General features: G+C 36.8%; 20 protein-coding genes and 1 riboswitch. Of the genes, 10 read left to right on the top strand and 10 right to left on the bottom strand.

Going from position 1 to position 19,428, the window contains the following annotated elements; genetic code table 11:
* Window positions 1-28: 28 nt before the first annotated feature.
* The 3 genes from ACNKXV_RS08615 to ACNKXV_RS08605 are packed head-to-tail and all read right to left on the bottom strand — an operon-like array spanning window position 29 to window position 2,987.
* A complete protein-coding gene (locus tag ACNKXV_RS08615) occupies window positions 29-823 on the bottom strand; it encodes an ABC transporter ATP-binding protein (RefSeq protein ID WP_417907305.1) in 795 nt (264 codons plus the stop codon).
* Complete coding sequence (locus tag ACNKXV_RS08610; RefSeq protein WP_417907304.1) at window positions 823-1,854, bottom strand: iron chelate uptake ABC transporter family permease subunit; 1,032 nt, start codon at window positions 1,852-1,854, stop codon at window positions 823-825. Before ACNKXV_RS08610 ends, ACNKXV_RS08615 begins: the two co-directional genes overlap by 1 nt.
* Window positions 1,854-2,987, bottom strand: a complete 1,134-nt coding sequence (locus ACNKXV_RS08605; RefSeq protein ID WP_417907303.1) for an ABC transporter substrate-binding protein — start codon at window positions 2,985-2,987, stop codon at window positions 1,854-1,856. The genes ACNKXV_RS08610 and ACNKXV_RS08605 overlap by 1 nt, the downstream gene beginning before the upstream one ends.
* Before the next feature lie 69 nt (window positions 2,988-3,056).
* Window positions 3,057-3,305: riboswitch (cobalamin riboswitch) on the top strand.
* Window positions 3,306-3,337: 32 nt separating this feature from the next.
* On the opposite strand from ACNKXV_RS08605, the gene ACNKXV_RS08600 reads away from it, so the two are divergent.
* On the top strand, window positions 3,338-5,164 hold the full coding sequence (locus ACNKXV_RS08600) for a TonB-dependent receptor (RefSeq protein ID WP_417907302.1): 1,827 nt from the start codon (window positions 3,338-3,340) through the stop codon (window positions 5,162-5,164).
* 2 nt (window positions 5,165-5,166) lie between these two features.
* A complete protein-coding gene (locus ACNKXV_RS08595; RefSeq protein ID WP_417907301.1) occupies window positions 5,167-6,234 on the top strand; it encodes a DUF5074 domain-containing protein in 1,068 nt (355 codons plus the stop codon).
* Between the two features lie 61 nt (window positions 6,235-6,295).
* Here ACNKXV_RS08595 and ACNKXV_RS08590 read toward each other — a convergent pair whose 3' ends face one another.
* The gene (locus ACNKXV_RS08590) at window positions 6,296-7,831 is read right to left on the bottom strand and encodes a S41 family peptidase (RefSeq protein ID WP_417907300.1); all 1,536 of its coding nucleotides are present in this window, start codon (window positions 7,829-7,831) and stop codon (window positions 6,296-6,298) included.
* A 137-nt stretch (window positions 7,832-7,968) separates the two neighbouring features.
* Here ACNKXV_RS08590 and ACNKXV_RS08585 point away from each other — a divergent pair, with 137 nt between their 5' ends.
* From ACNKXV_RS08585 to ACNKXV_RS08570, 4 genes are read left to right on the top strand one after another with little or no spacing between them, the layout of a single operon-like run.
* Window positions 7,969-8,478 (top strand): RNA polymerase sigma factor, encoded by a 510-nt coding sequence (locus ACNKXV_RS08585; RefSeq protein ID WP_417907299.1) that lies wholly within the window; start codon window positions 7,969-7,971, stop codon window positions 8,476-8,478.
* On the top strand, window positions 8,465-8,938 hold the full coding sequence (locus ACNKXV_RS08580; protein ID WP_417907298.1) for a hypothetical protein: 474 nt from the start codon (window positions 8,465-8,467) through the stop codon (window positions 8,936-8,938). The genes ACNKXV_RS08585 and ACNKXV_RS08580 overlap by 14 nt, the downstream gene beginning before the upstream one ends.
* Window positions 8,931-9,458 (top strand): DUF4252 domain-containing protein, encoded by a 528-nt coding sequence (locus tag ACNKXV_RS08575; RefSeq protein ID WP_417907297.1) that lies wholly within the window; start codon window positions 8,931-8,933, stop codon window positions 9,456-9,458. The genes ACNKXV_RS08580 and ACNKXV_RS08575 overlap by 8 nt, the downstream gene beginning before the upstream one ends.
* A 2-nt stretch (window positions 9,459-9,460) precedes the next feature.
* A complete protein-coding gene (locus ACNKXV_RS08570) occupies window positions 9,461-10,063 on the top strand; it encodes a DUF4252 domain-containing protein (protein WP_417907296.1) in 603 nt (200 codons plus the stop codon).
* A 54-nt stretch (window positions 10,064-10,117) separates the two neighbouring features.
* Here ACNKXV_RS08570 and purB read toward each other — a convergent pair whose 3' ends face one another.
* Together purB and ACNKXV_RS08560 are read right to left on the bottom strand one after the other, a co-directional pair.
* Window positions 10,118-11,455, bottom strand: coding sequence for an adenylosuccinate lyase (gene purB, locus ACNKXV_RS08565; RefSeq protein ID WP_417907295.1), 1,338 nt, complete (start codon window positions 11,453-11,455; stop codon window positions 10,118-10,120).
* A 121-nt stretch (window positions 11,456-11,576) separates the two neighbouring features.
* The gene (locus ACNKXV_RS08560; RefSeq protein WP_417907294.1) at window positions 11,577-12,260 is read right to left on the bottom strand and encodes an SIR2 family NAD-dependent protein deacylase; all 684 of its coding nucleotides are present in this window, start codon (window positions 12,258-12,260) and stop codon (window positions 11,577-11,579) included.
* Window positions 12,261-12,485: 225 nt separating this feature from the next.
* On the opposite strand from ACNKXV_RS08560, the gene ACNKXV_RS08555 reads away from it, so the two are divergent.
* Window positions 12,486-13,139: a TrmH family RNA methyltransferase gene (locus tag ACNKXV_RS08555; RefSeq protein ID WP_417907293.1), complete on the top strand. Its 654-nt coding sequence runs from the start codon at window positions 12,486-12,488 to the stop codon at window positions 13,137-13,139.
* Window positions 13,140-13,174: 35 nt separating this feature from the next.
* On the top strand, window positions 13,175-13,705 hold the full coding sequence (locus tag ACNKXV_RS08550) for an SRPBCC family protein (protein WP_417907292.1): 531 nt from the start codon (window positions 13,175-13,177) through the stop codon (window positions 13,703-13,705).
* Here the strand turns inward: ACNKXV_RS08550 and ACNKXV_RS08545 are convergent.
* From ACNKXV_RS08545 to rlmH, 4 genes are all read right to left on the bottom strand, one after another.
* Window positions 13,702-14,460, bottom strand: a complete 759-nt coding sequence (locus ACNKXV_RS08545) for a carboxypeptidase-like regulatory domain-containing protein (RefSeq protein WP_417907291.1) — start codon at window positions 14,458-14,460, stop codon at window positions 13,702-13,704. The genes ACNKXV_RS08550 and ACNKXV_RS08545 overlap by 4 nt on opposite strands.
* A gap of 78 nt (window positions 14,461-14,538) precedes the next feature.
* On the bottom strand, window positions 14,539-16,341 hold the full coding sequence (locus ACNKXV_RS08540; protein WP_417907290.1) for a DEAD/DEAH box helicase: 1,803 nt from the start codon (window positions 16,339-16,341) through the stop codon (window positions 14,539-14,541).
* 212 nt (window positions 16,342-16,553) lie between these two features.
* Complete coding sequence (locus ACNKXV_RS08535) at window positions 16,554-17,126, bottom strand: non-canonical purine NTP diphosphatase (protein WP_417907289.1); 573 nt, start codon at window positions 17,124-17,126, stop codon at window positions 16,554-16,556.
* A gap of 9 nt (window positions 17,127-17,135) precedes the next feature.
* Window positions 17,136-17,609, bottom strand: a complete 474-nt coding sequence (rlmH, locus tag ACNKXV_RS08530) for a 23S rRNA (pseudouridine(1915)-N(3))-methyltransferase RlmH (RefSeq protein WP_417907288.1) — start codon at window positions 17,607-17,609, stop codon at window positions 17,136-17,138.
* 51 nt (window positions 17,610-17,660) lie between these two features.
* Here rlmH and nadC point away from each other — a divergent pair, with 51 nt between their 5' ends.
* Together nadC and ACNKXV_RS08520 are read left to right on the top strand one after the other, a co-directional pair.
* The gene (nadC, locus tag ACNKXV_RS08525; protein ID WP_417907287.1) at window positions 17,661-18,518 is read left to right on the top strand and encodes a carboxylating nicotinate-nucleotide diphosphorylase; all 858 of its coding nucleotides are present in this window, start codon (window positions 17,661-17,663) and stop codon (window positions 18,516-18,518) included.
* Between the two features lies 1 nt (window position 18,519).
* The coding region (locus ACNKXV_RS08520) for a YihY/virulence factor BrkB family protein (RefSeq protein ID WP_417907286.1) at window positions 18,520-19,428 on the top strand (909 nt) is incomplete at its 3' end.

Genomic DNA, 19,428 nt, shown 5'->3' with positions numbered 1-19,428 from the left:
CGGGAAATAAAATATGAAAATAAGGAAACTATTTCTTTATTCTAAAGCTTGAAGAGTTTTTATCGAACTCTATTAATTCATCAGGAAACAGGTCGTTCAAATTACCTGAAGCAATTAGATCTGCAGGTTTTCCAAACAACGTCTTTTTATCTTTAATAATAACCAGTTTATCGCACAATTGGAGGGCAAGATTGATCTCGTGAGTTGCAAACAGGATTGCTTTGCCGGTTTTACTGCTAAGCTTTTTAAGTAATTTCAATACATAGGCGGTATGATACATGTCCAGGTGAGTCGTGGGTTCATCAAGTATAATAATAGAGGTGTCCTGTGCAATGGCTCTGGCGATCATTACCTTTTGAAACTGACCGTCACTTAATTCGTGGCATTTTTTATTCTTCAGGCTTTCGATATTAACCATATCAAGCGCCTGGGATATCCTTTTAAGGTCCTTTCTTGATAATGTGCCTATCCAGTTAGTGTAAGGTTGCCGGCCTAAAGCTACCAGTTCTATAACGCTTAAATTTTTTGAAACTGCCTGTTCGGTAAGTACCAGTCCAATATGTTTTGAAAGTTCAGAAGGAGTAAGGGTGAAAATGTTTTTATTTTTTATAATAACCTGACCTTTAATATTTTGGATAACTCCGCTTAAAGTTTTTAATAAAGTAGATTTGCCTGCGCCATTTATACCAATAACCGCGGTGAGTTCTCCGGGTTCAATGTTTAAATTGATCTCACTGGCCACGCATACAGTTGATTTCTTTTTTCTGTAGCCTATTTCCAGGTTCCTGGTTTCTAAAATAATATTAGCAGAATCTTTATTCATTAAAAATTGAATCTTCTTTTTCTTACAAGTAACCAGATAACCACCGGTGCTCCAATTAGTGAAGTTACAGCGTTTATAGGTAAGCTAAATTCACTGCCCGGGAACTGAGCAATTATATCACATAAAAGCATAAGGATGGCTCCACCGAATATTACCGCAGGAACCAGCGTAATATGATTTGCAGAGGGGATGATCTGCCTGATTAAATGGGGAACAGCCAATCCAACAAAAGCAATAGGTCCGGCAAATGCGGTTATACTCCCTGCAAGAATACTCGTAGCAACGATGATCAATAACCTGTTTCTCTTAATATTGGTACCTAAACTTCTGGCATAATGTTCACCTAATAGCAGTGAATTTAAATTTTTAATGCTTCCTATGGCGATCAGGATCCCGGTGATCCAGAATAAACTTAAAATCCAAACCTCGCTCCAGCTAAGATTTCCCAGGCTGCCATAGGACCAGAAAACATATTGCTGTAGTTGCGCGGCGGGACTAAAGTAGGCTAGAACACTTACAATAGCAGCTGTGAGACTTGCAAACATTAGTCCTATTACCAGAATAGCCATAGTATCTCTTAACCGAATGGAAGCTAAAATTACAGCAAATAGTACCAGTAAACTTCCCAGACTGGATGCGATCACTAAACTCCATTCAGAAAGAAGGAAACCGGCCATTGACGCACCAAACAGGGAAGCTCCCATAAAAACTATTGCAACGCCCAGACTTGCACCACTACTTAAACCAAGAACATATGGCCCTGCCAAAGGATTTCTAAACAGGGTCTGCATTAATAATCCGCTTACTGCAAGTCCGGAGCCGGTAATAATTGCGGTAATTGCTTTTGGTAGCCTGTAATCCAAAACGATATATTTCCAGGTGTCATTCTTGACTTCCAACCCTAATAATGAGGCGATAACCTCAGAAACGGGAATATTTACAGACCCAAGACTAATGTTGAATAAGGAGGTAATAATCACAGCCACGAATAGAAAGACAATTGGTAATGTAAATTTCCTGTGTATCAACATTATTGCAATGGCTTATAAAATACGGGTTGGTAATTGTTTAATAGATCCGGATGAAAAATTGAGATCAGGTCTTTTAGTATAATATCCGGCCTTTGCGGTCCCAGTTCATAAAACAAAATTCCTCCCGTAGCTCCTTTGGTAAGACTTACGCTATAAACTTCCTGGTCTTTTACCGCTTTAAACCTTTTATAGTGCTCAGATTCATTGAATAGTTGTTCGTAAGATTCATATTGCCCGGAGCTTATCCATATTTCTACATTTTCAGATTTTTCCAGTACACTTTCAAAAGCCAGGGCTAAACTTCCATCACCTTCAGTATTTTCATAGATATAATGCGCATTCGCATCTTTTATAAATTGTGCCTGCCAGGAATTTCCATGAGGTAAATACCATTTGTCATTGAACATAGATCCGCTTAAAACTTTGGGAATTTCTGTAGCAGATTTGGCTAATTTTTTAGCAGAAATATATTCAGATTTTATTTGACCGTAGATAGAATCAGCTTCTTTTTGCTTATCTAAAAGAACTCCAAAAAACTTGATCCATTCAGCTTTTCCTAATGGAGTTTTTTCGGTCCAGTCTCCATTGTATAAAACGGGAATTCCGGTTTCCTGAATGGTTTCATAACCCTTATTTGAAGCATTTATCGCAAAACCTATCACAACATCCGGTGAAAGGTTTATAAGAACTTCAGTATTAATATTTTCGTTTTGACCCAGTTCTTTAATTTCACCTGTATCAATAAGGTCGCGGGTGATTTCTGAAGAAATGTAATGGGTGCCGGGGAAACCAACCAGTTTATTTTCCACACCCAATGCTTCAAGAGCCGGAATATGAGTAGTGGATGTTACTACAAGACTTTCAACAGGTATGTTAATCACCTGATCAAATTTAATATTGCCGGGTACTTCAATATCTTTTTCTTTAAGAAGATATTTGAAAGGTGCTTTAGCTTGCGGCCAGGGTGATTTGACACTCAGTATTTTATATCCTTCAAACTCCGTTATTTTAAATCCTTCTGCATCTGAAACTATAACTTCAGAGCCTTCCATATTGGAAGGCACAGGTTGCTGGTCTTTGTCCTTACAGGAACAAAAAATAATTAAACAGAAAAGGAGAATTTTACTTTTCAAAACAGTGGTTTGGTTTTCAAAAGTAAGATTATTTCAATTTTTCAACCTGCCTACAAGCTTATTTGTTTATTTTCGCATTGAAATTTTGGTTCAGCGCCGATTTATTTCTGCGTGGATTAAAAGGGAATCAGGAAAAAAGAAAATTCAGAAAACTTTTTTAAGTCTTTAATTTTCAAGTTACAAGCCTGAGCTGTTCCCGCAACTGTGAGCTTTGCCCGTATGGGTGGCTGCAATAATTCTTCAAACCACTGTCTTTTAAGACGGGAAGGTAAATTGTAGTACGCGAGCCAGGAGACCTGCCTGAATTTCAACGAATATCGAGTGACTTTCGGGATAAAGGTCTATGGATTATGAAAAAAAACTTTCTCATTTTACTGGTATTATTGGTCTGTAACATTTCTGTTACGGCACAGGTAGATTCCATAAACTGGCTTCAGGAAGTCCGGCTTAGCGATGTAATGCTCAAAACACATTCCGGCGGACAAATTGTAAAGGAGCTTAATGATTCGGTTATAAACAAAAATCAACCTTCACTAACCCAATTATTAAAATTCAACTCACCACTATTCTTTCGTGAGAACGGTAATGGAATGGTGTCTTCCGCTTCGTCAAGAGGTACAGGGGCAGCTCATACCGCCGTAGTTTGGAATGGGATCAATATCAACTCTCAATTAACCGGTCAAACAGATTTTAATGCTGTTAATGGGAAATTATATAACAACGTTAAATTAAAATCCGGCGGTGGTAGTGTGGTATATGGAAGCGGAGCTATTGGAGGTTCTATCCACCTGAATAATGAAATGTCTTTTACACCGGGGAATTCTCAGTTAATTCAAGCAGGCTACGGAAGTTTTGATACTTATGAAGCTGTGTATAAAGGGGCATTTTCAAATAATGAAAACAGTTTAAATTTTGGTTTTGGTGGAATCGCCTCCAACAATGATTATAAATACCCTGGAGAAGATTTAAAAAATCAAAATGGTGATTTTAAGAATTTTAGTTTCAATATAGCTGCGGGCCGGTGGTTTAATGATAAGAATTTAATAAAGTTCTATTCTAATTTTTATAAGGGAGCACGAGGATTTTCTGGAACTTTAAATATTGAGTCTAAAAGTAAGTTTGTAGATGAAAATTTTAAAAATCTACTGGAATGGAAGGCTTTTCATGGTGATTTGGTGAGCAGTCTAAAACTTGCACAACTTAATGAATCTTACAGGTATTTTGAAAACCGGGAGACGAAAGATCATTCCGTCGGGAAAGCAAATTCTTTAATAGGGAAGTATGAGCTAAAGTATAAATTAGATAAATCACGTTCTCTTAATTTTATCGCAGACATTACAAAAATATCGGGGAAAGGTTCAGAAATTTCCCAGGACGATAGAGTTAATACCGGGTTTTCAGTATTCTGGAAGCAAGAATTGCCTAAATTAAATTATGAATTTAGTCTTAGGCAGGAATTAAATAAAGATTATGATTCCCCTTTGCTTTTTTCAGCAGGGATGGATTACCTGGTTTTAGATCAATATTCCATAGGTTTAAATATTTCCCGTAATTATCGCCTTCCATCTATGAATGACCTGTTCTGGGTGCAAGGTGGGAATCCGGACCTAAAACCGGAGAAGTCTTATCAGGCAGAAATAAGCAATGTGATCCAACTCAAGAATTTGGAGTTTGGATTTACTACTTTTTATATTGATCTGGATCAAATTATTCGATGGACTCCAAATAATGCGGGAGTCTGGACCCCTGAAAATACAGCGGAAGTATATAATTATGGCGTAGAGGTCTTTTTAACTGCTCAGCCTGTGATTGGGCAACGGCACTTAAGAATTAGTGGAAATTATGCTTTTACAAAGTCAATTGACCAAAGTTCCGGGAATCAGCTAATTTATACTCCTTTACACAAAGCAAATCTTACTGCTGCTTATGAATTAGATAGATTTATATTCTCTCTTAAATCCCTTTATCATGGATCGATTTATACATCTTCAGACAACCAATACTATCTGGAAGACTATTCGATCGCAGGCTTAGAAATTTCATACAGGTTACTAAAAGAGCCATCTCTGGAATTGGGGGCAGAGATTAATAATATTTTCAATACCAAATATCAAAGCCTTCCCGGCCGGATTATGCCCGGAAGATCATTTAATACTCATCTAACTTTTAAATTTTAAACATGAAAAAAAGATTATTTAGCCTTTTTATGGCATCTACGTTATTATTCTCCTGCAGTAGTGATGATGATTGTTGTCCCGTGTCTGTACCAGAGAGCGATTATGAAAAAGGGATTATTGTTTTAAATGAAGGTAATTTTGGATCTGGAAATGCCTCGGTTTCTTTCTTAAATACTGATACCGGGACCATTAATAATGCGATATATGTAAGTGTTAATGGAATAGACCTTGGTGATACCGCACAGAGTATTGAAATTCATGAAGAACTTGCCTTTATTGTAGTGAATGTTTCCAATAAAATTGAAGTTGTAAATCGTTTTACTTTTAAAAATCTTGGAACTATCAATTCAAATTTGGATAATCCGCGTTATGTTGAAGTTGTTGGAGACGAGATCTATGTTACTAACTGGGGAGATGGAATGAATAAAGACGATGATTTCGTGGCTATATATAATTTAAGTGATTTTTCTTTTAAGGAGAAGGTGGCAGTAGCTGAAGGGCCTGAAAAAGTCATGGCTTACAATCAGAATTTATATGTTGCTCACAAAGGCGGGTTTGGATACAATAATATCATATCGGTTCTGGATAGCAGTTCTAAAGAAGTAGCAAAAGAAATTGAGGTGGGTTATCTTCCAAATTCCATGGTTATAGAAGGTTCTAACCTTTTTGTGCTTTCATCCGGGAAACCGGCTTATGCAGATGAAGAAACCGCGGGGAGTCTTTCTTTTATAAACCTTAGTACCAACGAACTTATGGAAACAAAAACTTTCCAATCTATTAGTACTCACCCTGCAAATCTTATTTTTTCGAATGGCAGTTATTACTTTAATGTTGATAAAGCTGTATACACCTATAAAATAGGGGAGAGCTTACCATCAGCACCCCAGTTTGTATTAAATGATGTGGATGTTTTATATGGGCTGGAAGTTAAAGACGAGCGTTTATATATAGCTTCCCCTAATTCAGATTTTACAGGAAATGGAAAACTAAATGTATATGATGCAGTGTCCGGAAATTTACTGAATAGTTATTCCGCCGGAATCAATCCCAATTCCATCTATTTTAACTAAGAATTTTAAACATAAAAAAACCCGCAATATTGCGGGTTTTTTATTTTCTATGAAGAACTAATTAATCCTTAAAAGTAGTAGTCTTCAATTTTTTAATTTCTGAATCTTCAGAAGGAACATCGATATACATGTTCTGGTAAGCATCTTCATCTTCTAAACTCTCTCCAACGTAAGTAGGAATAAATTTACCTGCCTTAATGGTTCTTTCAAAGCTTCTGTTGCTTTTGATCTCATTTAAAGCCGTAGCTAAAAGAGGTTCATCCATTTCACCAAGGGTTCCAAAATTATCCCACTTTTCAACTTTTTCAATATCCGGAATTAATCCTTCTGGATAAGCTTCTCCACTGGCGTTAACCGAAGTTGAGATAAGAGGCTGCATGGCATATTTATGCTTAGTGTTTAAACCGGTTTTCTCATAATATGGAGGATTAGCATCATATAGCGTGATAGAAGCCTGAACTTTACCAACAGTTTTTTGTCCAACATGTACCACATCGATATAAGGAGCTAAACCATTTATTATAAGCTCACTTGCAGAGGCTGAAGATCTTGTCGCGATCACATATACCTTATCAAGGTTAAGGCTGTTAATAGCAGTTGGAGTATGACCAGGATGATCACTTTCGTTCCCGTCAAAGATCATATTATCAAACTTGGTGACTTTACTGGCCTCGCTTAACTGAACATCAATGGTTGGATTATACCGAGTACGAATAATTACTTCTCCATTGAACTGGCCTGTAATCATACTTGCAAGATCTACCGCAGAAGAAACACGTCCACCACCATTATATCGAAGGTCAAGAACAAGTTCTGTAATTCCGTCATTTTTAAATTGACCAAAAGCATCATTTAATTCTCCATCATAATCATGTACAAAACTATTGTACATTAAATATCCAACTTTGATACCGTCAACATCAAGTGTTTTTGCAACAAGAATAGGATTTTCGTTTAACTGCACTTTTGAAACCGTGGCAACATTCCCATTAGTAACAATTCCATTAGCCGTATAATCTGCAAATCCAAAAGTAAGAGATTCACCTCCTAGTAAAGACCTGTAATTCTCAACAGTAAGTTGTTGACCATCAATTTCGGTAAATAACATTCCTCTTTTAAGATTCTCGTTATCTGCCGGTGAACCAGGTACCACATATCTAATTATACCTACCAGATCATTGGAATCTGAGCTTATATATGATAAACCATAATTGATACCGGTTGTGGTTCTAACGCCGGCGAATGAATTTTCTAGATCTTCGTAATTGTCAACTATCCAGCTAAAACGGTCTCCTTCATATAGTAAACCATTGTTGAAGAAACTTTCTGGAGACGAATAGCTATCCATAAAGTCTATATATTCATTTTGAGTTGCAAATGCATCGTCCTGAAGTTTAGGGACTTCTGCTTTGTATAGATACCAAAAATTAAGGCCTTTCCACACAAAATCTTTGATCTCACGTTCTAAATTTCCTTCAATTGATTTCTCCTGAAGGTCTGCATCACCATCCGTCTTCGGAATTTCTTCCTCTGAGGAACATGAGGTTAAAATACTTCCTGCTGCCACAAGAAGTAGTAAATACTTATTTAATTTCATAATAAAGATAAGGTTAATATTTTCTTAACATTTTTTGCTAAAAATACTCACATATTTAGAATTAAAAAATTAATTGTAACAAAAGTCTTATACATTCGTCATAAGGTTGAGAAGGCATCATAACCGACCAAAACCAAATGAAAGAACAAACCTTCCTAAAAATTATAAATCCGGTTAAGGATAATATATTCCGGATGGCCTTAAGACTCTTGACTTCAAGAGAAGCGGCCGAAGATGCTACTCAGGAAGTGATTTTAAAACTATGGAGCCGAAAGAATAGAATCAAGCATTATGCCAGTATTGAGGCCTTTGCAATAACCGTCACCAAAAATTATTGTCTGGATCAGTTAAAATCCAAGCAGAATAATAATCTCCGGATCGTGCATCAAAATTATGAAAGCACCAATCAATCCCTTCAGGCTAAAGTGGAAGTTAATGATGAAATGCAACTTTTAAATGGTATTGTAAATACTTTGCCTGCTCAACAAAAGATGATTTTTCAATTAAGGGATGTAGAACAGTATGATTATAAGGAAATATCTGAAATAATGGAGATGAGCCCCGCAGCGATTAGAGTAGCACTTTCAAGGGCACGCAAAAGTATAAGGGAGAACTTAATTAAGAAACACAATTATGGAATTAAATAAGATCAAAGAATTATTAACCCGATTTGAGAATGGGGAAACCAGCAGAGAGGAGGAAAAACTTTTATTAGAATATTTTAAAAGTGATAATGTTCCTGCTTCGTTGGTGCACTATAAGAGCTTATTCAGTTATATAGATAATCAAAGGAGGATAACAGCTTCTAAAGAATTTCATTTACCCCGGGAAAAACCAAAATATAATTATGCGTGGACTTCTATCGCCGCTGTAATATTGGTAGCCATTGGCTTATTTTTCTATAGTGAAAACCCGTTCCGAAGTTTATCAAAAAATGATTTGGGAACAATTAGTGATAAAGAGTTAGCACTTCAAAAAACCAAAGAGACCTTGAAAATGGTTTCCAGCTATATGAATGAGGGGAAAGCAGACCTTGTTTATTTAAAAGAGTTTAATAAAACAGCCAGTAAAATAATAGAAATAGATAAAACCAGAAATCATGAATAAATTAATAATTGCCTTTCTTTTAAGCCTCGCGCCATTTTTAAGTCAGTCTCAGAATTTTGAAAAATATGAGAATATGAAAGAAGTGGATGCCATGGTAATGACCAGCAAGATGTTTAAAATGCTTGCCAAAGTAGATCTTAGTGAAAATGATCCTGAAGCCAGGGAATATATGAAGCTAATAGAAAACCTGGACCGGATCCAGATATATAAATCTTCCAATCCAAAAGTGATGACGCAAATGGCTTCAGATGTTAAGTCGTACCTTGCTAAAGGTTCCCTGGAAGAACTTATGAGAGTGACAGAGAATGGAAAAAATATCAAGTTCTATTCGTTACCTGGGAAAAATGATAATTATGTGAAAGAATTATTCATGTATCTGGAAGGTGGGGAAGGAGCTGAACCTATGAGTATCATCCTAAGCATCACTGGCGAGATCGACCTGTCTCAATTATCTAAATTAACAGCCGACCTTAAAGTTCCGGGAGCTGAACAGCTTAAAAAAGCCAATAAAAAATCTTAATTATGAAAGTATTTAAATCTATATTAATTCTCTTCGTATTAGCTGTTATGGTAGCCTGTGAGAATGATAAATCCATTCAGAAATATTATGTAGAGAACCAGCAGGATACAGATTTCCTGGCCCTGGATGTTCCAACCAGTTTGTTTACCAACAGTGAAACTCTGGAATCTGATCAAAAAGAAACGTTGGAGACCATTAAAAAGATAAATGTACTGGCGCTTAAAAAAGAGGTTAACCCTGCAAAATTTGAGGCGGAAAAAGAGAAGCTCAATGATATTTTTACTGATGAAAAATATCAGTTATTGATGAAATATGGTGGTTCCGGGAGAAAGGCAGAACTTTACTTTATAGGTGAGGAAGGTGCTATAGACGAGCTAATTGTGTACGGTTACGATGACAACCAGGGATTGGGAATCGCCAGAGTTTTAGGTGAAAATATGAATCCGGATAAGATCATGAAAATGATGAGATCCCTGCATGAGGAAGATGTAAATACCAATGGTATTAAAGGTATAATAGATATTTTTGGGCATACTTCACACAAGAATGATTCTGCAAAAATTGAAAATGAAAAACCTGCCGACTCCTTGATGTCTCAGGAATAAATTTAGATTATCAGTGAAAATTAAAAAGCCCCGGTTGTGCCGGGGCTTTTTAATTTATATACCTGTATAATTTTGAGGCGTTATCTGGTGTAATTCTTCTTTAATAGAATCAGATACATCAAGCTGATCTATAAATTCTCCGATACTCTTCTTAGTGATCCTTTCATTGGTTCTGGTAAGTCCTTTTAAAGCTTCGTAAGGATTTTTATATCCTTCACGTCTTAGAATGGTTTGTATCGCTTCAGCTGCCACCGCCCAGTTATTTTCAAGGTCGGCATTAAGTTTCTCTTCATTCAGCAATAATTTGTTTAAACCTTTTAGCGTAGACTTAAAACCAATGATGGTGTGGCCAACCGGGACACCTATATTTCTTAATACTGTACTGTCTGTTAGATCTCTTTGTAATCTACTAATTGGTAATTTAGCCGAAAGGTGTTCAAATATCGCATTGGCTATTCCAAGGTTTCCTTCAGAATTTTCAAAATCTATAGGGTTTACCTTGTGAGGCATGGCTGAAGAGCCAATTTCACCTTTTTTGATTTTCTGCTTAAAGTAATCCATGGAAATGTAGGTCCAGATGTCGCGATCCAGATCAATTAAAATACTATTGATACGTTTTAAGGCATCAAATAAAGAAGCAGCATGATCGTAATGTTCAATTTGAGTGGTAGGGAAGGAGTGATGTAAACCAAGCTTATTTTCAACAAAATTCTTTCCGAAATTTTGCCAGTCGGTATCCGGATACGCAACTTTATGAGCATTATAATTTCCTGTGGCACCGCCAAATTTGGCTGCATGAGGGATGTTCTTTAAAAATTTTAATTGCTCTTTAATTCTCACCACAAAAACATCTATCTCTTTTCCTAATCTGGTGGGTGAAGCGGGCTGGCCATGAGTTCGTGCCAGGAGTGGGATATCTTTCCAATCTTCAACTAAAGATTCAAGTTTTTGGATAACCTTATTGATCTCTGGAATATAAACCTGCTCAATAGCATCTTTCATGCTAAGGGGAATGGCTGTATTGTTGATATCCTGGGAAGTAAGTCCAAAATGAATGAATTCTTTGGAATCCTGCATTCCTAATTTATCGAACTCCTCTTTTAAATAATACTCAACCGCTTTGACATCATGGTTGGTAATCTTCTCGATATTTTTAATAGCCTGAGCATCTATACTTGTAAAGTTCTTGTATAAGGCACGAAGCTTTTCGAAATTTGAAGAATCCACATCCCTTAACTGTGGTAAATCTGCCTCGTAGAGCGCAATGAAGTATTCTACTTCTACAAGAATTCTATATTTTATTAATGCTTCTTCACTGAAGTAAGTCGAAAGTTCTTTTGTTTTGGATCTATATCGTCCATCAATCGGTGAAATTGCAGTTAGGGATGTCATTTTATAGTTTTAAAAATTAAAAGGCTAAAGATACCGCTTCAATTTTTATCAGAAAATAACTTAAGCATTTTCCTTAAGATCAATTCTATAATTGAATTTCTAAAATAAGACCTTGGTATATTTAATCCTGAGATAGCAATTTATCCACTAATGCGGGAACTCCTTTAACCGCCTTTTCCTGAATAATTTCGATACGGCCGGTATTCTGGATATTCGGTTTAGGATCTACAAAATAAACCGGGCAGGTATGAGGAATAAAATCCAAAAGGCCGGCTGCGGGATAAACCTGTAAAGATGTTCCAATTACAATAAGAATATCTGCATTCTCACAGATTTCGGCTGCTTTTTCAAACATGGGAACAGCTTCGCCAAACCAAACTACGTGTGGTCTTAACTGAAAATTATGCTCGCAAAAATCTCCCGGATTAAGATCTTTTTTCCAGTCCATAATAAGATTTTCATCAAAAGTGCTGCGTACTTTCAGGAGTTCTCCATGAAGATGTGTAACTCTTGAGCTTCCCGCGCGTTCGTGAAGATCATCAATATTCTGGGTAATGATCTCAACCTCAAATTTCTTTTCCAATCTGGCCAGAGCAAAATGAGCGTCATTAGGCTCAACCTGCAACAATTGCCTTCTTCTTTGATTATAAAAATCCAAAACAAGATCCATGTCTTTTTTCCATCCCATGGGCGAGGCGACTTCCATCACATCATATCCCTCCCATAATCCATCAGCATCCCTGAATGTTTTAATTCCACTTTCGGCACTTATACCGGCGCCGGTTAATATTACTATTCGAGACATTCTTTACTATTTAAAATCTAGATTCCTTTTAGGGATTAGGAAATTTTGCAGATTAGACTCTGTAATTAAGTCAATCCATTGTGAAAGTACAGATTTAATGTTGAATGAGGATAAAAAATTTTAAGCGAAAGGGTGAATTTGAAATAATAAAAACTTCATTCTTTTAAAAATTAAATTAAAAAAGAGGTTTCTCCTGAAGATGGGTTTTATAATTTTAAGCCCGAAATGGAAAATAAAGATTTACTAGAACACCTTCAGGAATATTTGACACCACGTAGAAAAGAACTTTTTGAAAAAGTGCTGTCTCAAAGAACAGATCATTTAACCGTAGCAGTTCAGGATGTATATCAACTTCATAATACAAGTGCTGTGGTTAGAAGTTGTGATGTTTTCGGAATTCAAAATTTGCATATCATAGAAGAAAATCTACCTCGTAGAATTGATAAGGAGATCGCTATGGGGGCGCAGAAATGGGTGGATGTTCATCGCTATAATTCCACGAAAGAATGTATTTCGAATCTAAAAGCCAAAGGATACAGAATAGTGGCTACCAGCCCGCATGGAAATTCCACAACACTGGAAAAATTTGACCTAAGCAAACCAGCGGCAATATTTTTTGGAACGGAAAAGGATGGGCTTTCAGAGGAAGTATTAAATGCGGCCGATGAAAGCATTACTATCCCAATGTATGGGTTCACTGAAAGCCTGAATATTTCAGTAGCTGCGGCTATTATTCTCCAAAGTTTGAGATCGAGATTAGACTCTTCCAATATTCCCTGGCAGTACAGTGAAATGGAAAAACACGAGATCAGGATGAGCTGGACGAAGAAAACAATAAAAAATTCTGAAGAAATTATAGAACGTTTTTTGAGTCAGTAAATATTTGTAACTTTTCAACGCCTTAAAGTTTATTAATGACCCTATTTTTTTATCTGATAATTGCTGCCATCACCTTTTTTGCTTTTTTACATGCATGGGCTAAAAAAGATTATGATGTAAGCCGGACTGTTGTAATTAACAAGTCCCGAGAGGAAATTTATAATTTTGTCCGACAATTAAGAAATCAGCCTCTATGGAATCCGTGGTTCCAAAGGGATCCTAATGCCATTATGAAATACAAAGGACACGACGGAAGAGAAGGTGCTAGTTTTTACTGGAAAGGAAACAATAGAGTAGGTGAAGGGGTTCAAAAAATTGTAAAGGCTAAACAGGGGAGGGTTTTCGAAACCCGAATTCTGTTCATAAAACCCATCAAAGTGAATGCACTTACTTATATGGGGGTTAAGGAGATTGAAGATGAAAAAAGTAAAATGGTATGGGGAACCAGAGGTAATCTGGCATTTCCATTAACCATTATCAGTTTGTTCTATTCTCCGGAAAAGGCTTTGGGTGAAAAGTTTGACCAGGGTTTAAAGGATCTAAAAAAGATTTTGGAAACTAATTAGTTTTTCTTCAATACCTTGTACTCCTCGTAACAGCTATTGATCGCATTCAGGATTTGAAGATCGTTCGCTGTTTTCATGAAGTCTTCAGAATAATTGCAATTGTTAAGGATCTCATCAATTTCAGCGCGATTTACCTGAAGTAAGGCCATTAAAGTTTCACGATCGAATTTATTCCGAAGCAATTCTTTAATATTGTCATCCTTCTTCATTTCCCTTAGCTTACGCATTTGCTTTGGTCGTGCCCCGAAAATATTATAAACCAGATCTGCAGGATTAGACAGAGATCTTAATGCCTTGGTAACAGCACCGGGTGATTTGTCGCCTCCTTCGTATCCGGAATTAAGTCCCGAAATACTATACCTGTAATTATCGTAAATAGGAATGTTTTTAGCGTCTATTTCCAGGTAACCTGTAAGATTGTTAGAGTTTACCGTTACTTCTTCCAAAGCGAAGCCAAGCTCGGTCATTTTAACCTTGACATTGCCATACTTTAGCCAGTCGTTAGTAACTCTAACTCTAATGGATCTAAAACCAAGATAGGAGAAGTATAAAGTATCATTTACAGTAGCCTGTAATTCAAATTTTCCATCTTCTTTGGTGACCGATCCTTTAACCTGATTAAGGTTTACAATATGTACATTCTCGATAGGTTTATCGTTTGCGGCGTTCATCACTGTCCCCGAAACGAAATCTATTTCCTGTGCAAGGCCCACTCCTGTGATAAGGATAAAAATAAAAAGTAAAGTGTTCTTCATAACAATTGGGCCTAAAAGTATAAAATCCTTATAAAAAACAATGCCAAACTTAAAAGTTAAGTTTGGCATCTTTATGATTTAGGCTTTAGACCTTCTTCTTTTTATAGAATTCTCGATGTTTTTATTGCGACTACCTTTTCGTGGTCCTTTATCATCTCCTCTTCTTTCAGATCTTTTTCGACCTCCAAATTTGCTGCCTTTATTGTCGTCGAAGCTTTTGGAGTTTCTTCTTCCTCCACCGCCTCCGCCGCCGGAACGTTCTCTTCGTCTACCGCCGCCTTTTTCAGACTTCTGGTCTTTGGTAACTTCAACATTTACAAACCTTCCATTTTGTTTGTACTCTGTAAAGGTCTTTAAAATAAGGTCAGTATGTTTTTCATCTGTATTAAAGAAAGAGAAACTCGCTTTAACATCAACTTTAAATACATCATCCCTGTCCAGATTAAGTTCTTCGGTAAGGAAATCTTTCAGGCTTTTCCAGTCATAACCATCCTTGGTTCCAACATTAATAAAGTATCTGGTATTTCCTTCTGAAACTTCTGGTCTACCTCCGGCAGATTCCGCACTAAGGTCCGGAGCCTTTTGGTAGTAGTTAAAAAAACGGGTGAATTCAACAGAGAAAAATTTCTTGATCAATTCTTCTTTCGTGAAGTCTTCAAGCGCTTCGTTAATTGTAGGAAGATAAGGATCAATTTCATGATTGATCTCCGTCTTGCTTATATCATTGGCTAAATGGAAAAGTTGCGTTTTACAAATTTCCATTCCGTCAGGAATTTCTTTTTCTTCGAATTTCTGCTGAATGATCTTCTCAATAGTTCTGATCTTTCGAACTTCACTTTTAGAGATGATGACCATAGAAACACCACTTTTACCAGCTCTACCTGTTCTACCACTACGGTGAGTATAAGTCTCTATTTCGTCTGGTAACTGATAGTTGATTACGTGAGTAATATCATCTACATCAATTCCACGGGCAGCAACATCTGTTGCAACCAGCATTTGAATTTGACGGGATCTAAAACTTTTCATAACCAGGTCTCTCTGGTTCTGGCTTAGATCTCCATGTAGCGCTGCAGCGTTATATCCATCTTCAATAAGCTTCTCAGCAACCTTTTGAGTATCTCTTTTGGTTCTACAGAAGATTACAGAAAATATATCAGGATTCGCATCAGCAAGCCTTTTTAATGCATCGTATCTGTTACGGTGATTTACCAGGTAATATTCGTGAGCTACATTAGATGTACCCATATTCTTGGAACCAACAGTAATTTCAACCGGGTTACTCATGAATTTTTGAGCGATCTTAGCAACTTCTTTAGGCATGGTTGCAGAGAACAACCAGGTCTTCTTTTCTTTAGGAGTATGGGAAAGGATACTTTTTATATCCTCATAGAATCCCATGTTAAGCATTTCATCTGCCTCATCCAGTACACAGTAACCAATAGAAGAGATGTTAGCCAGTCTTCTTCTAATCATATCCTGCATTCTTCCCGGAGTAGCAACGATGATCTGAGCTCCTCTTTCAATGGATTTTGCCTGATCTGTAATGCTTGCTCCACCATAAACTGCAACTACGTTCAAAGATTTTTTATACTTCGAGTAGTTCTTAAGTTCATTCGTGATCTGTAAACACAGTTCACGGGTTGGTGAAAGAATTAATGCCTGAGTTTTTTTGGAATTGGAGTCAATTTTCTGGATTAGCGGAAAACCAAAAGCGGCAGTTTTACCTGTTCCTGTTTGTGCCAAAGACACAAGGTCGGTTTCCTGTTCTAATAAAATTGGGATTGATTTTTCCTGTACTTCACTTGGGGTTTCAAAGCCCATGTCGTTAATGGCCTGTAGCAAATCTGCGTCCAGTCCAAGTTTTTGGAATGCGTTCATTCGTCTATGTAAGTATTCGATTATATTATGTAAGTGTTACATAAGAAGCGAATCGACATACTTAAACCTAAACTTCCGTAACACATCCTCACCCTGAGGAATTTCAAGCTGCAAAGATACATAATTATCTCACACAACCTAATTTTTAGTGATCAAAAATAAATCACTGTAATACAATGTTTTACGGTTTTAATTTCAAAGATAAAGATTAATTACTGAGAAAGGTAATCCATCAATTCGTTAAAAGCTTTGGCCCGATGACTAATTTTTGATTTCTCACTTAAATCCATCTCTGCGAAGGTCTTATCATAACCTTTTGGTTGAAATATAGGGTCATAACCAAACCCATTTGTGCCGCGTTTTTCATTAACGATACTGCCTTCGCAAATACCGGTGAACAAATTTTCATTTCCATCCAGCTTTAGGGCGATAACCGTTTTAAATCTGGCAGAACGATCTACTCGTTCCTCTAATTGTCTTAAAAGTTTCTCCTGATTGGCCTCGTCATTTTTTTCTTCCCCTGCATATCGCGCTGAATAAACTCCCGGGGCACCGGCGAGGGATTTAACTTCCAGTCCGGTATCATCAGCAAAACAATTATATCCATAGCGGCTACTTACGTATTCGGCTTTGATTATTGCATTCTCATCAATGGTGTGGCCTGTTTCAGGGATATCTTCAGTACATCCAATATCATCCAGTGATAATAATTTAATATAGGAAGGAAGCATACTTTTTATCTCCTTCAGTTTATTCAGGTTATGAGTGGCGAAAACTAATTCCATAATTCAATTTTATCTGTGATGATAGGGTTCATTTTTTAAAATCGTAAAGGCTCTGTAAAGCTGTTCCGTGAAAAATAACCTAACCATTTGATGTGAGAAAGTCATTTTTGATAAAGAAATCTTTGAATCGGCTCTGGAGTAAACATCTTCAGAAAAACCATAGGGTCCACCTATAACAAATATTAGCTTCTTTAGTCCTGTGTTCATTCTCTTCTGAAGATAATCAGAAAAGGTTTCAGAGCTGAACTGTTTTCCGTTTTCATCCAGTAGAACCACGAAATCTGAATTTTGTATGCCATTTAGAATCAGTTCTCCTTCTTTGGTCTTCTGCTGATTCTCATCCAGATTTTTCACCTTTTTAAGGTCGGGAATTATCTCAAGTTCGAACCTGATATAATGCTGAAGCCGGTTTTTATAAATTTCGATCAAAGATTCAAGTTCCTTATTATCGGTCTTACCGATACACACTAATTTTATGGTCATCCCGTGATTTTAGTACAGACTTTACTACATTTACAAAAATAAGCAGAGAAAATGATCTCATCGAAACAATTCGAAAAAGAAATTGAACTAATTATTGAGAATGCTATTCGTGAAGATGTTGGGGAAGGGGACCATAGCTCCTTAGCCTGTATTCCTAAAAGCGCTGTTGGGAAAGCTAAGTTGCTGGTAAAGGATCAGGGGATACTTGCAGGTGTTGAGTTTGCTAAAAAGGTTTTTGCCTATGTGGATCCAGATCTTGAAGTAAGTGTTAGAATGAAGGATGGTGAAGAAATGACCCGTGGTGATGTGGTTTTATATGTAGAAGGTTCTTCTCAATCTATTTTAAAAGCTGAAAGGCTTGTCTTAAATGCAGTGCAGCGAATGAGCGCCATTGCTACCAAGACTAATGCATTTGTGAAAAAACTTGAAGGCACAAAAACCAAAATTTTAGACACCAGAAAAACCACGCCTGGAATTCGTGCGCTGGAAAAATGGGCTGTTAAAATTGGGGGAGGTGAAAATCATCGTTTTGCTCTGTATGATATGATTATGCTCAAGGATAATCATATTGATTTTGCCGGTGGTGTAGGCAAGGCCATTGAAAAGACTAAAAGCTATTTGAAGCGTAATGACCTGGACCTTAAAATTATTGTAGAGGCCAGAAATATGGAAGAGATTCGGGAAATCTTAAAAACCGATGGGGTTTACAGAATTCTTATCGATAACTTCAATTTTGAGGAAACAAAAAAAGCTGTTGACTTAATAAATGGAAAATGTCTTACAGAATCCAGCGGTGGTATAACCCTTGAAACTGCAAGAAGCTATGCTGAATGTGGAGTAGATTATATTTCGAGCGGAGCTCTTACCCATTCTGTGCACAATCTGGATCTTAGCTTAAAAGCAGTTTAGCATGGCCCCGCAAAAGGCGATCAATTCAAAACTCAAGGAACTTGCTGTATGGTGGAAAAGAACCTCCAAGCAGGTAATACTTCCGGGGCTTGATGGTTTGTCGCTTTATAATCTCTGGATTATTTACTGGGGCGGTATAGTTAAAGGAACTTTTTCTACAAGAGCCAGTTCTATTGCTTTCAGCTTTTTTATGGCCATCTTTCCATTTTTATTATTTGTACTGAATCTTATCCCGTACATCACGTTTATCGATGACTTTCAGATAGAGTTTCTAGTTTTCATGGACAGTTTGCTGCCGCCGGAAACTTCAGAATTCTTCGGAAATATTTTTGAAGATATCGCCAGTACACCTCGCGGAGGTCTTTTGTCTGTTGCCTTTGTATTGTCCATATTTCTAATGACAAATGGGATAAATGCAATTTTCACTGGCTTCGAGCATAGTTACCATACCAATGCAAAAAGACCTATTGCAAGACAATATGCTGTGGCTGTGGGAGTTTCACTTATATTGGCACTGTTGTTGCTTATTTCTGTAATAGGTGCAGTTTATATGGCGTATGCAATAGATGATCTTAATGATCTGGGTCTTGTAAATGCTGAAGGAACCAGTGCAGAGTTAATTAAATATGTGGGATTTGTTATCCTGATCTATACATCTGTTGCAATTTTGTATTATTTTGGAACCCGGGAAGCCAGAAAAGCCAGATTTTTTTCGGTGGGAGCTTCTTTTACGACCCTGCTAATATTAATTACTACTTATTTGTTTAGTCTGTATATAACTAACTTTTCAAATTATAATGAGTTGTATGGATCTATTGGAGCGTTATTAATATTGATGTTCTATATCTGGCTCAACTCGAATATGTTGTTATTAGGCTTTGAACTGAATGCATCACTTATAAAACTTAGG

Source organism: Christiangramia aquimixticola (assembly GCF_048285835.1).
Classification (GTDB): domain Bacteria; phylum Bacteroidota; class Bacteroidia; order Flavobacteriales; family Flavobacteriaceae; genus Christiangramia; species Christiangramia aquimixticola.
The sequence above is the reverse complement of the archived record's forward strand: the minus strand, read 5'-3'. Positions and strand labels throughout refer to the sequence as shown.